Here is a 16,359-nt window from a genome sequence, read left to right as displayed (position 1 = left end):
CCTGGTTCCCTAGTCGCGGAGCGACTTCCCAGCCGAAGGCTTCTTGACGCCCAATTCCATTGGGCGGATTACGTGTCGGCGACGGGAATTTATTCGACGGTGAAAAAGAATTGAATGACCGTGGCAGATGCCGCGCAATAAAGGCGAGTCCGAAAGGGAAGGATTTATTGTGAGTTTGTCGAAATTTGGCTAAGAAAAGGACAATGATTTATGACTGGGCATCAATGCATCACGCGCACGCTCTTACTCACGGGGCTAGCCCTCTCCCTCGGTGCCGCGCGTGCACAGACCCTGACCGTGCTTTATGACTTCGGCTCTAACCCGGGCGACCCTCTCTATCCCCACGAAATAGGAATGCTTGCTCTGGGCAAGGATGGCAGTATTTTCGGCGCTTCCGAACAAGGTGGCACGGCCAATCGCGGGGCGATCTTTCGGTTTACGCCGGAGGGAAAGCTGACGGTTCTCAATAGTTTCAATCTGACACAAGGTGCCCAGGCCTTCGGCGGTCTATCTTTGGGAAACGATGGTGACTTCTACGGGACGACCTACAGCGGCGGTAAGCTACGAACGGGTGTTGTCTTTAAAATCACGGCAAGCGGAGTCTTTCGCGTGCTCTACGATTTCAAGAACACTGAGGACGGCTCCTATCCGCTGTCGCCGCCCGTTCAGGCCAAAGACGGCAACCTCTACGGGATTACCTCTAACTCTAGCAATCAGCAGAGCGGCACGATCTACAAAATCACGCCCAGTGGTTCGGTAGTCTCCCCCTTTGCACGCCTGCAAAAGTCGGACTTCGCCACTTTGGGAAATATGGGGAGTATGCTTGTGGCGGGCACCGACGGAAATCTTTATGGCACCACTCTCAAAGGTGGCACGGGCTTTGGCACCGTGATTAAGGTAACCCCCAGCGGCCAGATCATATTGCTACACAAGTTTGACAATGCCAACGGGGCAACCTCCTATAACCTCATGCAAGCCAGCGATGGCAACCTCTACGGCACCTGCTTTGCGGGCGGGGCGATGGCCTTGGGGCTTGTCTATCGGCTCACGCTGTCGGGAGAGTTCACGGTTTTGCACACGTTTTCCGGTAGCGACGGCTCTAACCCTCTGGCGGGGCTGGTGCAAGCCAAAGATGGCTATCTCTACGGGGCGACCCGGTTGGGTGGTGCGGGGGGACGGGGTGTTCTCTACCGCATCAAGCTCTCCGGCGAGGCATTCAGCGTGGTGTACTCCCGCGATCCGCGCATGACCGAGGGAATGTACTGCGTGCAGACACCCTTGCTCCATAGCAATGGCAAGCTCTACGGTCTTACCAGTCAGGGAGGAAGCAAAGGGCGAGGTGTGTTTTACTGCCTCGACATGACTGCATTCACCGTGACACCCCTCTCCGGGCGAGCGGAGAGCACGGTGACTCTATCAGGCTTTAACTTTACCGGTGCGTCCTCTGTTTCGTTCAACGGAGCTGCGGCTGGCTTTAAAGTCGAGTCGGATAGCAAGATCACCGTTAGGGTTCCAAAAGGTGCCACGAGTGGAGTTATCAAGGTCACAACGCCGCTTGGGATCCTGACAAGCAAAGTTCCGTTTCAAGTGGTTCCCTGAGAGACTCTGTCACCGGAAACTCCGCGATGCGCAGCAGGGTGGAGCCGTAGGGAACCAGCGTGACTTCCTCCGCCGGTGTTGTCACTCTTACCGGGGACTCTGGCAGCGGCCCGGCGGCGTGTTTTTCGAGTCCCCACTCCGGGACGCGATGTCCCGTTGCGGTGATCGTCAGCGTCTCTTTATCGAGCACCAGCGGCTTACTCAGATCGATCGCGTAGTTCCACGGCGTGGTCGGGTGCACCTCGCGATCCGCCCACGGCTCCGGCCCTTCTTTTCGTACGTCCTCCCCGATCTTGAGCCCAAAGAGTAGCGGCCCCACGTAGACCGAAACCCCACCTGAGGGGCGCTGTTCCGTGCGCGGCGTGAACGCAAAGTGTAGCGTGACGGGAGCTTCTGGTGTCAGTGTTGCGTCAAAAGAGCTGGCTTCGAGGAAGTTCTCGCCATTGCAGGTTGCATCCTCAGCCCAAGGAGGAATCGTGAGGCGAAGTTTTGCGCTTCCCTTGGTTGCCCGGATTGTAACGGTCTCGCTGTAGGGATACTCGGTCTCGACGGTGAAGGAAACGGCTTCGGTGGTGACGGTGCACGGAGCAAGAGAGAGCGGTGCCAGGGTGCCATCTTTCCTTTGCATCCAAAGGTGGCTCGTGAGCTTGGGCCAGCCTTGGTGGAAGTTAGCGGTGCAGCAGCCGAAGTTGGGCTCTAGGCCGAAGAGGTTAGAACGTGGACCATTGGTCGTGAAGACTGTGTCTTCTTTTGTTTTGGAGTCCATACAAAGCACTTGGTTCACTTGCTGGTCGTACTGGTGCGCCCACATATCGTCTGTAAAGGTGGCCGGGAGCGCGTTGTAGGCGATCTCTTCGAAAAGAATGGCATCGAATACATTTCCACCTTGTGCAAAGCAGAGCTCCAGAGAGAACATGGCTTCTACTACGGCGCAGAGCTCGGTGCCTTGCGAGGGAGAAAGCCCTGCTAGTGATTCGTCACCGCTGAACATTCCATTGGCTTGTCCATGAAACTTCATGAGCTTACCGTAGACATTGGGAGCATTTCCCTTGTGGTAAATTGGTTCTTTCAGCGCCATAGCGTGGTTGACGACATGGTTCTCCAGCGTCCATTTCGTTGCTTTTTCCGTGTGCTCGAAGTTCTCGAAGTGCGCTTGCCAGTTGTAGCCTTGCTGGGCGGCAAGCAAGAGTAACTCATCCAGCCAGGCTTCGCCCGTTTGCTCTTTCAGCCATTTAATGGAGATCGCCAGCTCCATCCAGCGCATCTTGGCCCAGTCCCAGAGCGGGGTTTCTTGCAGCACCGAATGAATGCGCTTGGTGGCGCTGAGCATCGCGGGGATAATCCGAGGGTCGCCCGTGGCTTCGTGCCACTGGGTGAAGACTTTAAACAAGATAAACTGCGGCCAGGGATCGTCTTTGCGTGCCCCGTGGCTCTCGTTGGCGGTGCGTGGCCCAAACCAGCCGTCGCTGTGCTGGCCCACGAGGATACTCTCGATCCACTCCCGCGCCACGGCAATGAGTTTTGCATCCTCTAGCAGAAACGCCAGCGGGACGAAGCCATCGAGCCAGTAGGGGACGCGCTCCCAGCCCTCGGCGCTCCCGCCACGCCACTGGCTATCTTTGATATCCGGCCAGAACTCATGCAAGTGCCCGCCCAGCCCGTCGGCCTGGGTCTGAAGCTGACGCAGCAGCCAGCCTTTGGGAAGAATCGCGCCCAGTGGCAAGGGCGTTGCGAAGGGTATCGCCGTATTCATAGGGAGATTGTACAGGTATAATTCCCCCATGAGCGAAGAGAAGAAGCCCGATGAGGGCGCAAAGAAGAACGAGTTTGTCGAAGAGACACCGGTTGTGACGCAGCATGAAGTCGTGCTGAATGGGAAAACCATCAAGTACTCGGTGACGGCGGGGCGGATGCCGCTGAAGAATGCCAAAGACGAGATTGAGGCGCAGGTCTTCTACATGGCCTACACCAAAGACGACGACCGGCCCGCCACGGAGCGCCCGCTGCTGATCTCCTTCAACGGTGGCCCTGGTTCGTCGAGCGTCTGGCTGCACTTAGGCACCATCGGCCCCAAGCGTGCTGCGCAGCTCCCTGATGGTAGCCTGCCCCCGCCACCGTACGCTGTCGAGGACAACCCGCACACGTGGCTGGAACAGTTTGACTTAGTCTTTATTGATCCCGTCGGTACCGGCTTCTCGCGCGCCAAGGACGATGAAACCGCTAAGAAGTTCTGGGGCGTTCAGGGCGATATCGAGAGCCTCGGGGAGTTTATCCGGCTCTTTATCACCCGTAATAAGCGCTGGAGCTCGCCGCTCTACATGGTGGGCGAGAGCTACGGCACCACGCGGGGCGCGGGGTTGGCGGGCTATCTGATTGACAAGGGAATCGCTCTCTCGGGGCTTCTCTTGATCTCGACCGTGCTAAACTTCCAGACCCTGCGCTTCACGCAGGGCAATGATCTTCCCTACATTCTCTACTTGCCGACCTACGCCGCTACCGCTTGGTACCACAAAAAGCTGGCGAAGATTATTCTCAATAAACCCGTGGAGAAGCTCATCAAGGAAGTCGAGGCGTTTGCCTTCGGTGAGTACGCCACCGCGCTGTTCAAGGGTGATAGATTACTGCCCAAAGAGCGGACAAGGATTATCGCGACCCTCGCCCGGATCACGGGCCTCTCGGAGACGTATATTGACCAGCGGGACCTGCGCATCGAGCACTTCCGCTTCTGCAAGGAGCTTCTGCGTGATCGTGGCGTTGTTGTAGGCCGCTTAGACAGCCGCCTCACGGCGCAGCAGGGCAACGAGGGCGCGGAAAACCCTGAGTTTGATCCGTCGCACGCCGCCATCTCCCCGGGCTACACGGCCTGCTTCAATAGCTATGTTCGTGAGCAACTTGGCTACGAGAGTGATCTGGAGTACAACATTCTAGGCGGACTCTACGGCAAGTGGAACTGGGGCGATGGCAATAACTTCACGGACACCGCAGGGGCGCTGAAGTCCGCGCTGACCAAGAACCCGTACATGAAGGTCTTTGTTGCACAGGGATTTTATGATCTGGCCACGCCGCATGCTGCTGCCGAGTACACGTTTGCACACATGGGCCTGCCGGTTGTGCGGAAAACCAACTTCACCCAGCGCTACTATCCGTCGGGGCACATGATGTATATCGAGGAAGGCTGCCTCGCGCAGCTCAAATCCGACGTGCTAGCCTGGCTTTAGGTTGCCCCCTAACCCCCGTGCAACGGGGGGACAACAAGGAATTTTCCTTATATTCCCCCCGCTAGGCGGGGTTAGGGGGTAAGCTGCAAGATCACGGAACGCATCCAATGGCCTCCTCTAAACTGTGCCAGCGTGCAGCTTGCTCTGCCGCTGGGATGCTTTTCTTGTCCCATCGGCGCAAGGTCTCGACGCGCCAGGCACGAGGGATGTTGTCTTCGTACTCCGCGATCCAGAGGCAGGCTGCACGGAGTTTTTCACGGAGCCGTTCGCCTTCTTCCTCCGTAGCGGGGTAGTGGATCGGGGCAGTGCGCACCGTCCAGACATCGGGCGACGTCTCAGAGGGCGCAAGGCGAATCTTGAAGTCCTGGCGCAACAGCCAGAGGCCATCGTAAAACAGCCCGAATGCCCAGAGCGTGGCCGGGGGGGAAACATATCGCGAGAGGTCTTTCTCGCTCTCGTGGCGCTCGCGCACAAAGCCGTGCTTGAGGAGCAGGTTGCCCTCCGTATGGCGAATATCCTGCCCCCAGCACCAGCACTGCTGGTCCAGTAAGAGCTTCCCCTCACGGATCACCGAGGGCGGCACGCGCCAGATGGACCCCATCGGCTAGCGACGCTTTGTAGTTGCGGCGGCTGTCGTCTTTTTGGTCGCCTGAGCCCGCCGGACTGCAAGCTGGCGACGAACCGTTCGTAGCTGGCTTTGAAGTATTTTCATGCCCTCGTTATCAGGTCCCATGTTTTCTTTGGCGCTGGCGATTTCTTGCTCCAAAAGATTGGCTTGCAATTCCAGAACCGCGATGACTGGATCGCCGTTTGAGGCAACATTCAGACTTGCGATAGTGGGGTTCTTGGGCATGTAGTTACTGACATGCACTTGAGCGGGGGCGATATTGACCTGTGGCGGTGCAGCCGGTGCGGTTGGGGCGAGCTTAAGAATCCAGACACCGTTTTTGCGGGTCTCTACGTTTATGGGCTTGTCGGAGGCGGCCAGCAAGAGCGCGACGGCTTCCTGGAGCGGGAGTGCGGCAATATCCACGGTGAAGCTGAGCTTACCCTCAATGCCAGGGCCGATGAGGTAGGGAACCTTTTGCTTCTCAAAAAGCGCCGTCAGCGCATCACGAAGCGTGGTCTCTGTACGGGCGATGGCAGCCAGTGGGGGAACAGGTGCAGGTTCCTGAGCGTGTACAGGGAAAACGGGAGTGAGAGCCAGAGTGGCAAGTAACAAGAGGCGGGACATAAAGCAAACCTCCTGAAGACAAAATTCTAATCTTCTTCATCATTGTCGGCCAGCTCGCTGGCTTCTAAACAAAGCACCCAGTCGTTGTGGCGGCCTAGTGTGGGCGGGGCGACATTGATCTCCCCATTGCAGTCCACTTCGTCATCGTCCACCGCGATCCCGGTACGTGGATCGTACCAGCTCACGGCGGCGGTGTCAAAGCCTAAATCATCAACGCTCAGTGTCAGCTCGCCGCCTTCGGGCAGATAGCAAAGAAGCCAGCCGTCGCCGATTAAGCAGCGGGCACCTGTGTCCTCGGTAAGAATGCGCTCCTGTGCCGGGATGCCCGTGGTGAAGTCGCGCTCCTCTAGCAGAGAGCGCAGGTGGCGCACCTGCCAGGCTCCGGAGAAGTGCAGCGCCTCGCTCCAGTGCGTGTCGGCAAACGCAATCGCGGGGTGCCGGCTCGAATCAAAGAACTGCCAGACATCCTGACAACCGTAGGTGACGCCACACGCCCCCGCCAGCACCGAGCGCCAGAGGGAGATTCGCACATCATCATCGCGAAAGCGGCTCGTGTCCGGCTTCCAGTTGATCGGGTGGTTCTCGTAGTTGGGCTCCGCATCCAGGGTCGGCTTGATGGGTGAAAGCGCGTAGTCCTTGTCCACCATCGCCGCGTTGTCAATGCGGCGTGCGCCGTGGCCGGACTGAATCTGGTTAAAATCCAGCCAGTCCTCGGTGTGAAAGTCCGTGCTGGAGTGGCAGCCGCCCTGGGGATGGAACGTAATCAGGTGATTCGGGTCGGAGTCACGCAGGGCTTGCCCGAGCTTACGAAACGTCTCTTTTTCATCATCGGTCTGCGGCTTTCTATCGCCGCCATTGATCCAGATAAGATTCTCATGGTGCAGATAGCGCAGGCCCAGCCACTTGCCGTAGGCGTAGGCATTTTGTGGATTGAAGACGACTGGCCCTGTGCCCCACGCCTTCACGACTTTATCGCCCCAGGTCGGGAGCAGCCCGACAATCAGGCCCAGCGACTCCGCGTACTCTAAGACGGCGTCCACGTGGGCGAAGTAGCGCTCATTAGGCTTGGTCGGGTCGAGGTCATGGAGCGGTAGGTCGCCGTTTTGGTTGGGCTCCGTCAGACCGTCGAACTCCGCAAGTAAGACCGCCTGTATCACAGTGAAGCCCTGCTCCGCGCGCACGTCTAAATAATGCTTCGCCTCCTCAAGTGTCAGGCGGTGAAACAGCTCCCAGGCAGTGTCGGCGAGGTAGAAAAACGGGGTCTGGTCGTCCCACTGAAGAAAACGGCCATTGTCGGTAACGCAGAGGTTCATGCGCATAGAATACCTGAAGGGCGGTAAAATGTCCTTATGAAACCCCTGATGGAAGATACGCCCCCTGAGATTGAGGAGCGCTGGTTGGTGGGCTTGCGCAGACGCACCCCAGCGGAGCGGTTTCGGCGTGTGGGGGAGCTGAATGCGATGCTGCACCAGCTTGCTCTTGCGGAGACGCGCCGCCGCCATCCCGACGCCAGTGAGCGCGAGCTTCAGCTCCGCGTCGCCTCCCGCCGCATCCCCGCCGAGCTGATGCGCAAAGCCTTCGGCTGGGACCCGGATAAAGAGGGATACTGAGCGTGCTCCCCGAGCCTCTGCAAGTGGTTCAGCGATTGATCCAGACATTCGAGGCGCTGGAGATCGCGTATCTGGTCGGCGGCTCCGTTGCTAGCTCGGTTGTGGGGGTGGAGCGTGCCACCCAGGATGTAGACTTTGTTGTGGCACTGGCGGAAAGTAACGTGGACGCTCTGGCGGCAGCACTCGCGGACGATTTCTATGCCGATGCGGAGCTTCTGCGCGAAGCGATTCGGCACGGCTCGTCGGCCAATGTGATCCACTTGCCGACGATGATCAAGGCCGATCTCTTCATTCTGCCTGACACGCCGTTTGCTCAATCTCAGCTACAGCGACGGCTCCAACTGCCGCTTCTGGGAGAAGACGGCTCTCTCGTTTGCGTGACCAGCGCCGAGGACATGATCCTGCAAAAACTGCGCTGGTTTCGCCTCACGGGAGAGTGCTCTGAGAAACAGTGGGGCGACGTACAGGGGATTTTTCGGATTCAGGGGGCCGCTTTGGATCAGAGCTACCTCACCGACTGGGCGCAAGAGCTGGCACTCTCTGATTTGCTAGAGAAGGCTCGCGAGGAATCCTGTTAGGAGTGCTGGGGATTTCAATCCCCCGAAGCCTGTAGACAATTTTTTTGCTTCAGGGTTGGCTTCTCTCGAATTTCCTTTACGCGAAATGTCACAATCTGCTTAATCAAAGGCCATGGGATGGACTTGTCGAGCGGGAACTGAACGGAGCCTTTCGCATTTTTATACGCGGACAACTCGTCTCTAAATCGCTCGATTCCCGAAGGGGTCGGATAGAGCCCGATGTGCTTCTGGTAGGCAGCAAAATGCACGAGGTTTTCCTTGAGCACAAAAGTCGGCATCCCGTATTTGATGGCCTCGACGGCATCGGGTGCCGCTTTCTGGACAATGTCTCGTAGCTCCGCGAGTATCTCCTGAACCTCGCTTGGGAAGCCCGCGATGTAGTCGTCAATGTTGGCAGGGAGTGTGGCGCTAGGGGCCATCGGGGATCTCCGGCTCGACGAGAGGTGCGAGGAGCGAGAGGGACTCCTGCCAGCCCAGGTAGCAGAACTCCAGGGGAATCGTTGCGGGCAGCCCTTCCTGCACAATGGTGAGCTCGGTGCCGCACGCGACAGGACGTAGTGCGATGGTGACTTGCATCGGACCGGGCATATTAGGGTCGTCGAACTGATCGGTGTAGCGAATGCACTCCTGAGGGGTTAGCTCGACGTAGGTGCCGCCAAACGAGTGGCTCTTGCCCGTGCCGAAGTTCGTGAAGGACATCTTGTAGGTGCCCCCGACGTGCGCATCCAGGTGGTGGACTTTGCCGGTAAAGCCGTGGGGCGGTAGCCACTTGACCAGGGCATCGGGATCAAGAAAGGCGCGGTAGACGCGCTCAGGAGCCGCGCGAAGGACGCGGTGAAGACGAACGGTGTTAGTCAGGGGATCCATGTGGCTTCACTCAAGCAAAAATCTCGCAGCCGGAATCCGCTCTGCAACAAATTTTTCCGGCTACTGATTGCGCCAGGAGTGCGCGGCTTTCCAGCCCAGAAGACGCTCGGCCTTGCGGCAGTCGAAGACGGACTGGAGATCGCCGTGGCCTTCGGCAAGGAGCGCCAGAGCAGCGTTGCCGTACTGATCCTGAAGCGCATTGCGCAACGGAACGTCGAGGCACGTGTCGGCGGCGGCGATCAGAAAGACTTCGTGGCCGAGGGTGTCGGCTTCAAGGGCGGCGCGAAACGCGGTGGCGACATCGCGCACATCAATGTAGCTCCAGAAGTTGCCGCTGCCGCCGTGCGGATAGCTAGCACGGCGGTCCGCGAGCCAGGTGTAGGTCTCGGGCGTGATGACATTGTTGATGCGCAGCGAGACAATCGGCATCTGCGGGTAGCGCACTGAGAGCGAGTCGCAGATTACCTCACCCAGAAATTTCGAGAGCGCGTAGGCGTTAGGTGTGGTCGCGCGGTCGCTCTCGTCGAAGGGAAGTTTCGGAGGGAGCTGATCGGTTGTCAGCCAGCCCGTCGCCATCTCCGACGAGGCGTAGACGAAGCGTTTCACGCCTAAGTCTCCGGCGGCCTGCAAGACGTGATAGGTCGAGAGCGTGTTATTGGCAAAAACCGTCTGCCTTGGATCGCCGCTTGGCGACGGGTTAGCCGCGACATGGCAGACAAAATCGGGTCTGACTTGCGCAAACGCATCGTAGACCTCGCCGGAGTTCGTCAGATCCACTTTGATGAACTGCCCCGGCAGGCCCTCTAAGCGCCGCTGGTCCAGATTCGTGACCTCGTAGCCTGCCGCCGCCAGCTCGCGGACGACATACGCGCCCGCTTTCCCACTTCCACCCGTCACCAGAGTTTTCATGGGGTGATTATACCCCCATGGACGAAAACGCTAGTTCTTGCCCTTGCCTTTCCAGGCATCCAGAAGCGCTTGCTGGCTCGGGTTCAGTAGCGGGCGAAGCTGGGCACGGACATCGTCCATAATCGCCTTGTTTTTCAGGGCAAGATCCTTGCGCGTGGTCGGATCCTTGCGTGCGTCCGGGTTGCGCGTCTCCGTCAGCTCCGTGAGCTTCTTCTGGGCGGAGTCCACAATAGGATCCACCCGCTTGCTCTGCTCCGGGGAGAGCGCGAGTGTCTCCAGTAAATCCGCGAAGGGGCCGCGCTTCTCGCGTTTTTCCTGAGTCTTATCGCCCTTCTGGGTCTGTGTCAGCGCCTCTTTGAACTGTGCTTGCTGATCGGGGGTGAGCGTGGCGAGAATATCCGCCTCCAGCTTCAGGGCGACGGCTTCGAGCTTGGTGCGCTGGGCATCCGAGAGAGTCAGAGAGTGGAGCGCCGCGACCAGAGTGGCGAGCTGGCTCCGGTCGGGTGTGGCCTTGTTTGCGGTAGCGACGAGATTGCGATCCGCTTTGCGGGCTTGCTTGTCGGGCTTTTGGGCGTGGGCAGGCAGGCTCAGGGCCAGAAGGATAGTGGTGGCGAGAAGGGCAATATTTTTCATACCCCGCTAGACGCAAGAGCCTGTTTTGGAGTTCACTTTGAGGCGCGGCCCTCCTGCTCATCGGTGAGGAGTGGGTTGCCGGTTTTGACGCTAGCCGCGTCGAGGCTCTCGCCTCTCTGTTGCTCCCAGAGCAGCTGGGAGAGAACCTTGCGCACCATGGCGAGCTGCAGGGCGATCTCGGCGTACTCGTTTTGCTTGGAGTGGTGCTCGACTCCCCAGTAGCCTGTGTAGCCCGCATTGAGCAGGAGCTGCATCTTCTCGAACAGGTAGGTGCGGGTGATCTTGGCATCCACGTGCGTGTGCACGGCGTAGGGGGCCAGCCGCCTATCGCCCTCATCCGGATCGCCCTGTTCCCAGTGTCCGATATGTAACAGAATCCCGTAGGCCGGGTGCGCAACTGTCTTGGCAATCTCTTCCATATTGTCGGCGATGAGCGAGATGCCCCAGTGGGTCTCCGGCCCCACCGAGAAGCCATGCTCTTGGCCAAAGGCGCAGTATTCCCGGAACTGATCCGAGACAATCGTGAGCTGTTCAGCCGTCATGCGCTCCAGCTTGCCGCCCGTGTCAATCCGCACGGTCTTCGCCCCGAGAGCCGCCGCCACTTTTAAGTGCTCAAAGGCCAGTGCCCGGTTTCTTGCTCGCGCCTCAGGCGAGTCTTCCCAAACATGGCAGCCATCGGCGTGGTAGTTGACCAGAGTCAGCTCGCGCTCATCGAGGCTGTGCCGCACTTTACGAATAAAGTCATCGTCGAGCGTGGGCAGCAGTCCGTTCCAGATGTCCGCCGTGGCGAGGCCGAAGCGGTAGCGGCAGCTCTCTAAATACCCAAAAATATCAATCTTGCCCTCGGAGAGAAGCCCGTGGACACTGTAGCCTGCGATAGAGATTTTCATAGAAGTTACGTTTCCTAACGAGTGAGATAGGGACGCACGGCGTCCGCTAGAATCTTGTAGCCGTCGGGATTGAGATGGAGCTTGTCGATGATAAACAGCTCGGAACGCGGCTCACGGCTCGGGCCAAAGAGTTTCGCTCGCACCGGGATAAAGTCCACCTCATTGCGCTGACAGAGCCGGGCGATAATCGCATTGGTCTCGACCACGGCATCGCGCTGCGCCCAGCGGCTCGGGCTACTGGTCAGCTCGATAAACGAAATCCGAGTGGCGGGCAGAAGCTGGCGCACCGTGAGGACAAAGTCGCTGAAGTCCTGGGCCACTTGCCGGGGTGTCCGCTTGGCATTGATATCGTTGGTGCCCGCGAACAAAACAATCTGGCGCGGCTGGTAGGGGCGTAGAATCCGGGGGGCAAAGTACGTAGAATCCGGGAGCTGAGAGCCGCCAAAGCCACGGTTGAGTGGGCTATAGCCAGGGAAGTCTTTGTCGAGGCTCTTCCATATCCGAATGGTAGAGCTCCCCACAAAGACAATGCCGCCGGGCAGGGGGCGGCGCTTGCGGTCTGCGGCCTCAAAGGCCGCGATCTCTTTTTCCCATGCTTTTGGATTTGCTTGCATGGGCAAATTATGCCACAGATTGTGCTTGGGCGCAGGCTTTTTCTGCTAGGTCCATGATCCGTATTGGGCAGCGATCTATGGCCCAGCGCACCAGATCAAAGGATTTGAGAAGCGCCAGAGTCTCTACTTCTGCAAAGAGTACGCCTCGCTCCGCGACCGGCCAGCCGTAGCCATCGAGAAACGCCGTTTGGTGTTCCGTAGGGATGTTGAGAAGATCGTAGTGGGGGATAAGGTGCGCTTCGGCGCAGCCCCAGTCGAGCAAGAAGAGCTGCCCGTCCGGGGCAAGAATCGTATTGCGAGGGGCGAGATCGCCATGGCAGAGACCAAACAGAAACGAGCGTTTTTGTAGCGCGGTGAAGCGGGTGTGGACTTCATCGCGCTGGTGGGTGGAGTAAACGCCAAGCTCGAGTAGCAGATCATCTTTGGTGAGGCTGGCGAGATTGTAGGTAAGAAAGCGCTCCCAGCCCGCGTTGCCGTCGCCCGCTAAGAACTCAGGGAGCGTCTCGCCAAAGCCTGTCAGCGTGATTTCGTGGAAACGCTTGGCATACTCTCCGAGCGTCTGCCACAAAACCGTCGTATCCAGAGTGCTCTGCTCGCCGTTGGTGCCCTCAACAAAGCTCTGAATCTGGTACGGCCAGCCGTCGTGTGTGCCTTGTGCCAGCACGCTTGGGCCGGGGATTCCAAGCAGCGCCGCTTGCTCCATGCACCAGAGTTCTTTGGCATAGAAGCTATCGGCACGCTCACGATCTTCGGGCTTGGGAAGTCGGATGATGATCCGTTTTTTGGGGAACTGTGCCACGAAAATCTCGTTTACACTTCCAAGGCCCAGCAGTCCTTCAACACTTGTGGCGGCTTGGCCGAAAAACTCCGTGGCGATTGCTTCCGCGCGAACCATAGCCTTTATCGTATCAGGTATCCTAAAATCATGAGCACTGTTTCCCCCGACACAATCCAAGCCGCCCAAGAGGCTCTCGATGCCCATGTGCGCGAGATCATCCACTGGCACTTCTCCCCCGAGACCGGCTCCCCGTTCTGGCTAGACTGGGCCAAGACCGCCGATTTCGATCCGATTAAAGCTGTCACTTGCGCTGCGGATCTGAGCAAGTTTCCGCACTTTCAGGACGAGTGGCTGCGTGACTTGCCCAACGAAGTCTGGGTGCCCAAGCAGTATGTTGGACGTCCCTTCTTTGTCTTTGAGACCGGCGGCACCACGGGCATGCCCAAGCAGCGGATCGGCTGGGAAGACCACAAGCACGATTATGAGGAGTTCTCGGCGGGCCTCGACGATAAATATTTCCCCAAGGGCGGCAACTGGCTCATGCTCGGCCCTACCGGCCCACGTCGCTTGCGCCTCTCGATAGAGCACCTCGCCAACTTTCGAGGCGGCTCGTGTTACCACACCGACCTCGACCCGCGCTGGGTCAAGCGCCTGATCGCGGATAAAGAGTTCGAGACGGCTAAAAAGTACAAAAAGCACGCCGTGGAGCAAGGTGCGACCCTGCTCAAGAACCGTAAGATTAGCTGCCTCTTCACCACGCCGCTGCTCTTAGAGGCGCTGGATGAGTATGTCAATGTGCCCGATGCCGGGATCAAGGGAGTCTTCTGCGGCGGCACTTCGATGAACCCACAGACCGTGCGCTTCTTAGTCGAGGAGATTTTAGACAACCGCGCCCAGTTTGTCCCGACCTATGGCAACACGCTCATGGGCCTGGCGCAGAGCCGCCCCGTGACCCGCGAGGACAACTACTCCATCACGTATCATGCTCCGCAGCCCCGTGCCATTCTCCGGGTCGTAGACCCCAACGACACGAAGACCACCGTGGACTACGACACCTGGGGCCGCGTCGAGCTCTCGACGCTTACCAAAGAGTTCTTCATGCCCCGCTTCCTAGAGCGCGACGAAGCCCTGCGCCGCACCCCCTGGGGCCGCTTCGCCTGGGACGGTGTGGCTGAAGTCCGCCCGTTTGGCGCGCTGGAGACCAAGGCCATCGAGGGCGTTTACTAAAGCCGCCGATTGAAAGCGGCGTCTGAAGGCATTCTGCCAAAAAATCGCTCCGCGATTGACCAAATCTTTACGCGGAGCGATCTCTTAATCTAGGGTTTTACGCGGTGATACACGGTTTCGACACCCTTTGCTTCTTGCCCGTCGGGGGTAATGTTATAGGCGGTGATCGTGAGATGGTTTGCGTCAATGACTTCGAAGACGGTCTTCCAGCCCCACGGTGGGGTGTTTGGGCCAACATCGTAGTGGCCTTTCACTTCAAAACCATTCTCTGTCACGTCGCCCTCGGAGAACAGGATCGCATAATTCATGTGGAAATCGTCCACCCAAGAGATTTGGAATTTCTTCGTCACGGAGTTAAATGCGATGGTCTCGTCTCCGTGGCGTGGTTTTCCCTGGATAGTGCCTGTGTACTCATGGCGAACGAACAACTCACCAAGCAGAGGGCGAATCATGCCCTTGACTTTAGATTCATCGGCGAGCTTGCCCGGCTCGAACCAGGTACAGCAGGTGCCTTCCCACGTGCCGACAAGGGATTTTAGGAGATCTGTTGGTAGCTTCATAGCTCGCTACTAGGACGGGGCAGGGCAACCCGGAAAGGTTCAGAAATTGCGCGTCATAAAAATACTGTTGGGGTCTTCGTTGTAGCTGTCAAACGGGCCGCAGAGCTGGAATCCGAAGCGGGTGTAGAGCTGGTGGGCTGGGGCAAAGAACGGCTGTGAGCCGGTTTCTAAGCTCAGGCGTTGGTAACCGCGCTGCTGGGCTTCGTCGAGGACATGCTGGAGGAGCCTTGCCGCGATCCCCCTGCGCCGAAATAACGTTATCTCGGGCTTGTGCAGCCCCGCAAGATCGAGAGCATGTGTGGCGAGATCGCTCGCATCTCAAAGAGGTGCTCTAGCAGGAGCTGCTGAATCTCAGGGCCGGTTAAATCATCAAGGCGTATCATCGGAATCCAGTTTGGCAGGTAGAATAGCTTCATGCAAGACTGGACACGGTTTCGAGGACCCAATGGCACAGGCATCGGGTTGCCTACGGGAGTCGCGGCGGACTTTACGGACAAAGACATTCGGTGGAAAGCCACGCTTCCGGGCGAGGGGCACTCGTCGCCGGTTTTGATGGGCGAGTCGGTGTTTGTGACGGCGGCGCAGAAAGAAACCGGCAAGCGGCACCTGGTCTGTCTGGACACGAAAACGGGAAAGGAGCGCTGGCGGCAGAGCTTTGACTACAAGGCGTACCACACCCATGAGCTGAACACGGCGGCCAGCGCGACTCCCACGGTGGACAAAGAGCGTGTCTACTCGACCTGGCCTGCACCGGAGAACTTTGTGGTGACGGCGCACACGCTGGCGGGAAAAGAGGTCTGGCGGCGGGAGTTTGGCGAGTTTCCCACCCAGCACGGAGGCGGGTCTGGCTCGATCCTCCACGACGGTATGCTGATCTTCTCCCGCGAGCCGGAGAACGCGCCGGGGAGCCTGCTGGCTTTAGATGCTAAGACCGGCCAGACGCGCTGGGAGGTCAAGCGGCCCAGCAAAGACGCGCCCTATGCCGTCCCGTGCCTCTACCAGCCCGAAAAAACCGCCCCGATGCAGCTTCTCTTTGCCAGCACACTTCAGGGAATCGCCAGCGTCGAGGCCAAGACCGGCAAAGTGCTCTGGGAGACCCCGGGGCTCTTTACCTACCGCTGCGTCGGCTCTCCCCTTGTGGCAGGCGGACTGATTTTTGCGGGAACGGGAGTCGGCAATGGCAGTCGGCTCTTTGTGGCCCTAAAACCAAATGCCACTGGGAAACCCGAGATCGCCTGGAAGCAGACACGTAACACGCCCTATGTTCCCTGTCCGCTCTACGTCAACGACCTTCTCTTTCTCTGGGGCGACGGCGGCGTGGTTCACTGCGTCAAGCCCGAGTCAGGGGAGACGGTCTGGCTGGAGCGCGTTGGTGGGAACTTCTACGGCTCTCCCGTGTTTTGTGAGGGGAAGCTCTGGGCGATGAGCAATAAAGGTGAGCTGATCGTGATCGCCGCCGAGAAGACTTTCAAGCTTTTGGGACGACACGAGCTGGGCGAGATCACCAATGCCACTCCGGCGTTTGGCGAGAAGACGCTGTATCTGCGCACCCTGAGCCATCTCATTGCCGTGAGCGGAAAATAAAATCGCCCCCATGAACGGGGGCGTCTTGTTGTCGCTTCGCGACACGAAGGGCGTGCCG

20 protein-coding genes are annotated in these 16,359 nt (G+C 58.7%); 6 read left to right on the top strand and 14 right to left on the bottom strand.

Going from position 1 to position 16,359, the window contains the following annotated elements; all coding sequences use genetic code 11:
* The first annotated feature begins 210 nt into the window (after positions 1-210).
* Positions 211-1,599, top strand: a complete 1,389-nt coding sequence (locus ACH2ED_RS21770) for a choice-of-anchor tandem repeat GloVer-containing protein (RefSeq protein WP_395094833.1) — start codon at positions 211-213, stop codon at positions 1,597-1,599.
* Here ACH2ED_RS21770 and ACH2ED_RS21765 read toward each other — a convergent pair.
* Positions 1,544-3,352, bottom strand: a complete 1,809-nt coding sequence (locus tag ACH2ED_RS21765; RefSeq protein ID WP_395094832.1) for a beta-L-arabinofuranosidase domain-containing protein — start codon at positions 3,350-3,352, stop codon at positions 1,544-1,546. The genes ACH2ED_RS21770 and ACH2ED_RS21765 overlap by 56 nt on opposite strands.
* A gap of 28 nt (positions 3,353-3,380) precedes the next feature.
* Here ACH2ED_RS21765 and ACH2ED_RS21760 point away from each other — a divergent pair, with 28 nt between their 5' ends.
* Positions 3,381-4,817, top strand: coding sequence for a S10 family peptidase (locus tag ACH2ED_RS21760; RefSeq protein WP_395094831.1), 1,437 nt, complete (start codon positions 3,381-3,383; stop codon positions 4,815-4,817).
* A gap of 91 nt (positions 4,818-4,908) precedes the next feature.
* Here the strand turns inward: ACH2ED_RS21760 and ACH2ED_RS21755 are convergent, their stop codons facing one another.
* Genes ACH2ED_RS21755 through ACH2ED_RS21745 form a run of 3 tightly spaced genes read right to left on the bottom strand, consistent with a single transcriptional unit; the run spans position 4,909 to position 7,364 of the window.
* On the bottom strand, positions 4,909-5,418 hold the full coding sequence (locus ACH2ED_RS21755; RefSeq protein WP_395094830.1) for a hypothetical protein: 510 nt from the start codon (positions 5,416-5,418) through the stop codon (positions 4,909-4,911).
* Positions 5,419-5,421: 3 nt separating this feature from the next.
* On the bottom strand, positions 5,422-6,051 hold the full coding sequence (locus ACH2ED_RS21750; protein WP_395094829.1) for a hypothetical protein: 630 nt from the start codon (positions 6,049-6,051) through the stop codon (positions 5,422-5,424).
* 26 nt (positions 6,052-6,077) lie between these two features.
* On the bottom strand, positions 6,078-7,364 hold the full coding sequence (locus ACH2ED_RS21745; protein WP_395094828.1) for a DUF4038 domain-containing protein: 1,287 nt from the start codon (positions 7,362-7,364) through the stop codon (positions 6,078-6,080).
* Between the two features lie 36 nt (positions 7,365-7,400).
* Between ACH2ED_RS21745 and ACH2ED_RS21740 the strand changes: the two genes are divergently transcribed.
* Together ACH2ED_RS21740 and ACH2ED_RS21735 are read left to right on the top strand one after the other, a co-directional pair.
* Positions 7,401-7,661, top strand: coding sequence for a hypothetical protein (locus ACH2ED_RS21740; protein ID WP_395094827.1), 261 nt, complete (start codon positions 7,401-7,403; stop codon positions 7,659-7,661).
* 2 nt (positions 7,662-7,663) lie between these two features.
* Positions 7,664-8,239: a hypothetical protein gene (locus ACH2ED_RS21735; protein WP_395094826.1), complete on the top strand. Its 576-nt coding sequence runs from the start codon at positions 7,664-7,666 to the stop codon at positions 8,237-8,239.
* 14 nt (positions 8,240-8,253) lie between these two features.
* On the opposite strand, the gene ACH2ED_RS21730 is transcribed toward ACH2ED_RS21735, so the two are convergent.
* From ACH2ED_RS21730 to ACH2ED_RS21700, 7 genes are read right to left on the bottom strand one after another with little or no spacing between them, the layout of a single operon-like run.
* On the bottom strand, positions 8,254-8,658 hold the full coding sequence (locus tag ACH2ED_RS21730; protein ID WP_395094825.1) for an iron chaperone: 405 nt from the start codon (positions 8,656-8,658) through the stop codon (positions 8,254-8,256).
* Positions 8,648-9,106 (bottom strand): SRPBCC family protein, encoded by a 459-nt coding sequence (locus tag ACH2ED_RS21725; RefSeq protein ID WP_395094824.1) that lies wholly within the window; start codon positions 9,104-9,106, stop codon positions 8,648-8,650. The genes ACH2ED_RS21730 and ACH2ED_RS21725 overlap by 11 nt, the downstream gene beginning before the upstream one ends.
* Positions 9,107-9,166: 60 nt before the next feature.
* The gene (locus ACH2ED_RS21720) at positions 9,167-10,015 is read right to left on the bottom strand and encodes an NAD-dependent epimerase/dehydratase family protein (RefSeq protein WP_395094823.1); all 849 of its coding nucleotides are present in this window, start codon (positions 10,013-10,015) and stop codon (positions 9,167-9,169) included.
* A gap of 30 nt (positions 10,016-10,045) precedes the next feature.
* Positions 10,046-10,648 (bottom strand): hypothetical protein, encoded by a 603-nt coding sequence (locus tag ACH2ED_RS21715; protein ID WP_395094822.1) that lies wholly within the window; start codon positions 10,646-10,648, stop codon positions 10,046-10,048.
* Between the two features lie 32 nt (positions 10,649-10,680).
* Positions 10,681-11,538: a sugar phosphate isomerase/epimerase family protein gene (locus ACH2ED_RS21710; protein WP_395094821.1), complete on the bottom strand. Its 858-nt coding sequence runs from the start codon at positions 11,536-11,538 to the stop codon at positions 10,681-10,683.
* 14 nt (positions 11,539-11,552) lie between these two features.
* Positions 11,553-12,152 (bottom strand): GDSL-type esterase/lipase family protein, encoded by a 600-nt coding sequence (locus ACH2ED_RS21705; RefSeq protein WP_395094820.1) that lies wholly within the window; start codon positions 12,150-12,152, stop codon positions 11,553-11,555.
* A gap of 7 nt (positions 12,153-12,159) precedes the next feature.
* Positions 12,160-13,047 carry an aminoglycoside phosphotransferase family protein gene (locus ACH2ED_RS21700; protein WP_395094819.1) on the bottom strand — a complete coding sequence of 296 codons (888 nt, stop codon included), beginning with the start codon at positions 13,045-13,047 and terminating at the stop codon, positions 12,160-12,162.
* Between the two features lie 30 nt (positions 13,048-13,077).
* Here ACH2ED_RS21700 and ACH2ED_RS21695 point away from each other — a divergent pair, with 30 nt between their 5' ends.
* Complete coding sequence (locus ACH2ED_RS21695; RefSeq protein ID WP_395094818.1) at positions 13,078-14,157, top strand: hypothetical protein; 1,080 nt, start codon at positions 13,078-13,080, stop codon at positions 14,155-14,157.
* Positions 14,158-14,246: 89 nt separating this feature from the next.
* On the opposite strand, the gene ACH2ED_RS21690 is transcribed toward ACH2ED_RS21695, so the two are convergent.
* Genes ACH2ED_RS21690 through ACH2ED_RS21680 form a run of 3 tightly spaced genes read right to left on the bottom strand, consistent with a single transcriptional unit; the run spans position 14,247 to position 15,133 of the window.
* A complete protein-coding gene (locus tag ACH2ED_RS21690; protein ID WP_395094817.1) occupies positions 14,247-14,717 on the bottom strand; it encodes a DUF1579 domain-containing protein in 471 nt (156 codons plus the stop codon).
* A gap of 39 nt (positions 14,718-14,756) precedes the next feature.
* On the bottom strand, positions 14,757-14,954 hold the full coding sequence (locus ACH2ED_RS21685; RefSeq protein WP_395094858.1) for a GNAT family N-acetyltransferase: 198 nt from the start codon (positions 14,952-14,954) through the stop codon (positions 14,757-14,759).
* A gap of 20 nt (positions 14,955-14,974) precedes the next feature.
* Complete coding sequence (locus tag ACH2ED_RS21680; RefSeq protein ID WP_395094816.1) at positions 14,975-15,133, bottom strand: hypothetical protein; 159 nt, start codon at positions 15,131-15,133, stop codon at positions 14,975-14,977.
* On the opposite strand from ACH2ED_RS21680, the gene ACH2ED_RS21675 reads away from it, so the two are divergent.
* The gene (locus ACH2ED_RS21675; protein WP_395094815.1) at positions 15,132-16,301 is read left to right on the top strand and encodes a PQQ-binding-like beta-propeller repeat protein; all 1,170 of its coding nucleotides are present in this window, start codon (positions 15,132-15,134) and stop codon (positions 16,299-16,301) included. The genes ACH2ED_RS21680 and ACH2ED_RS21675 overlap by 2 nt on opposite strands.
* Positions 16,302-16,359: the final 58 nt, after the last annotated feature.

Source organism: Armatimonas sp., from assembly GCF_043757465.1.
Classification (GTDB): Bacteria; Armatimonadota; Armatimonadia; order Armatimonadales; family Armatimonadaceae; genus Armatimonas.
Note: the sequence above shows the minus strand (reverse complement) of the source record. Positions and strands in the feature narration are given on the sequence as shown.

Excerpts from the sequence above, each read along its gene's own strand:
- ACH2ED_RS21690 (WP_395094817.1), bottom strand. The coding sequence starts at position 14,717 with ATGAAGCTACCAACAGATCTCCTAAAATCCCTTGTCGGCACGTGGGAA.
- ACH2ED_RS21760 (WP_395094831.1), top strand. The coding sequence starts at position 3,381 with ATGAGCGAAGAGAAGAAGCCCGATGAGGGCGCAAAGAAGAACGAGTTT.
- ACH2ED_RS21710 (WP_395094821.1), bottom strand. The coding sequence starts at position 11,538 with ATGAAAATCTCTATCGCAGGCTACAGTGTCCACGGGCTTCTCTCCGAG.
- ACH2ED_RS21740 (WP_395094827.1), top strand. The coding sequence starts at position 7,401 with ATGAAACCCCTGATGGAAGATACGCCCCCTGAGATTGAGGAGCGCTGG.
- ACH2ED_RS21755 (WP_395094830.1), bottom strand. The coding sequence starts at position 5,418 with ATGGGGTCCATCTGGCGCGTGCCGCCCTCGGTGATCCGTGAGGGGAAG.
- ACH2ED_RS21720 (WP_395094823.1), bottom strand. The coding sequence starts at position 10,015 with ATGAAAACTCTGGTGACGGGTGGAAGTGGGAAAGCGGGCGCGTATGTC.
- ACH2ED_RS21770 (WP_395094833.1), top strand. The coding sequence starts at position 211 with ATGACTGGGCATCAATGCATCACGCGCACGCTCTTACTCACGGGGCTA.
- ACH2ED_RS21730 (WP_395094825.1), bottom strand. The coding sequence starts at position 8,658 with ATGGCCCCTAGCGCCACACTCCCTGCCAACATTGACGACTACATCGCG.
- ACH2ED_RS21745 (WP_395094828.1), bottom strand. The coding sequence starts at position 7,364 with ATGAACCTCTGCGTTACCGACAATGGCCGTTTTCTTCAGTGGGACGAC.
- ACH2ED_RS21680 (WP_395094816.1), bottom strand. The coding sequence starts at position 15,133 with ATGAAGCTATTCTACCTGCCAAACTGGATTCCGATGATACGCCTTGAT.
- ACH2ED_RS21695 (WP_395094818.1), top strand. The coding sequence starts at position 13,078 with ATGAGCACTGTTTCCCCCGACACAATCCAAGCCGCCCAAGAGGCTCTC.
- ACH2ED_RS21725 (WP_395094824.1), bottom strand. The coding sequence starts at position 9,106 with ATGGATCCCCTGACTAACACCGTTCGTCTTCACCGCGTCCTTCGCGCG.
- ACH2ED_RS21675 (WP_395094815.1), top strand. The coding sequence starts at position 15,132 with ATGCAAGACTGGACACGGTTTCGAGGACCCAATGGCACAGGCATCGGG.
- ACH2ED_RS21700 (WP_395094819.1), bottom strand. The coding sequence starts at position 13,047 with ATGGTTCGCGCGGAAGCAATCGCCACGGAGTTTTTCGGCCAAGCCGCC.
- ACH2ED_RS21705 (WP_395094820.1), bottom strand. The coding sequence starts at position 12,152 with ATGCAAGCAAATCCAAAAGCATGGGAAAAAGAGATCGCGGCCTTTGAG.
- ACH2ED_RS21765 (WP_395094832.1), bottom strand. The coding sequence starts at position 3,352 with ATGAATACGGCGATACCCTTCGCAACGCCCTTGCCACTGGGCGCGATT.
- ACH2ED_RS21715 (WP_395094822.1), bottom strand. The coding sequence starts at position 10,648 with ATGAAAAATATTGCCCTTCTCGCCACCACTATCCTTCTGGCCCTGAGC.
- ACH2ED_RS21750 (WP_395094829.1), bottom strand. The coding sequence starts at position 6,051 with ATGTCCCGCCTCTTGTTACTTGCCACTCTGGCTCTCACTCCCGTTTTC.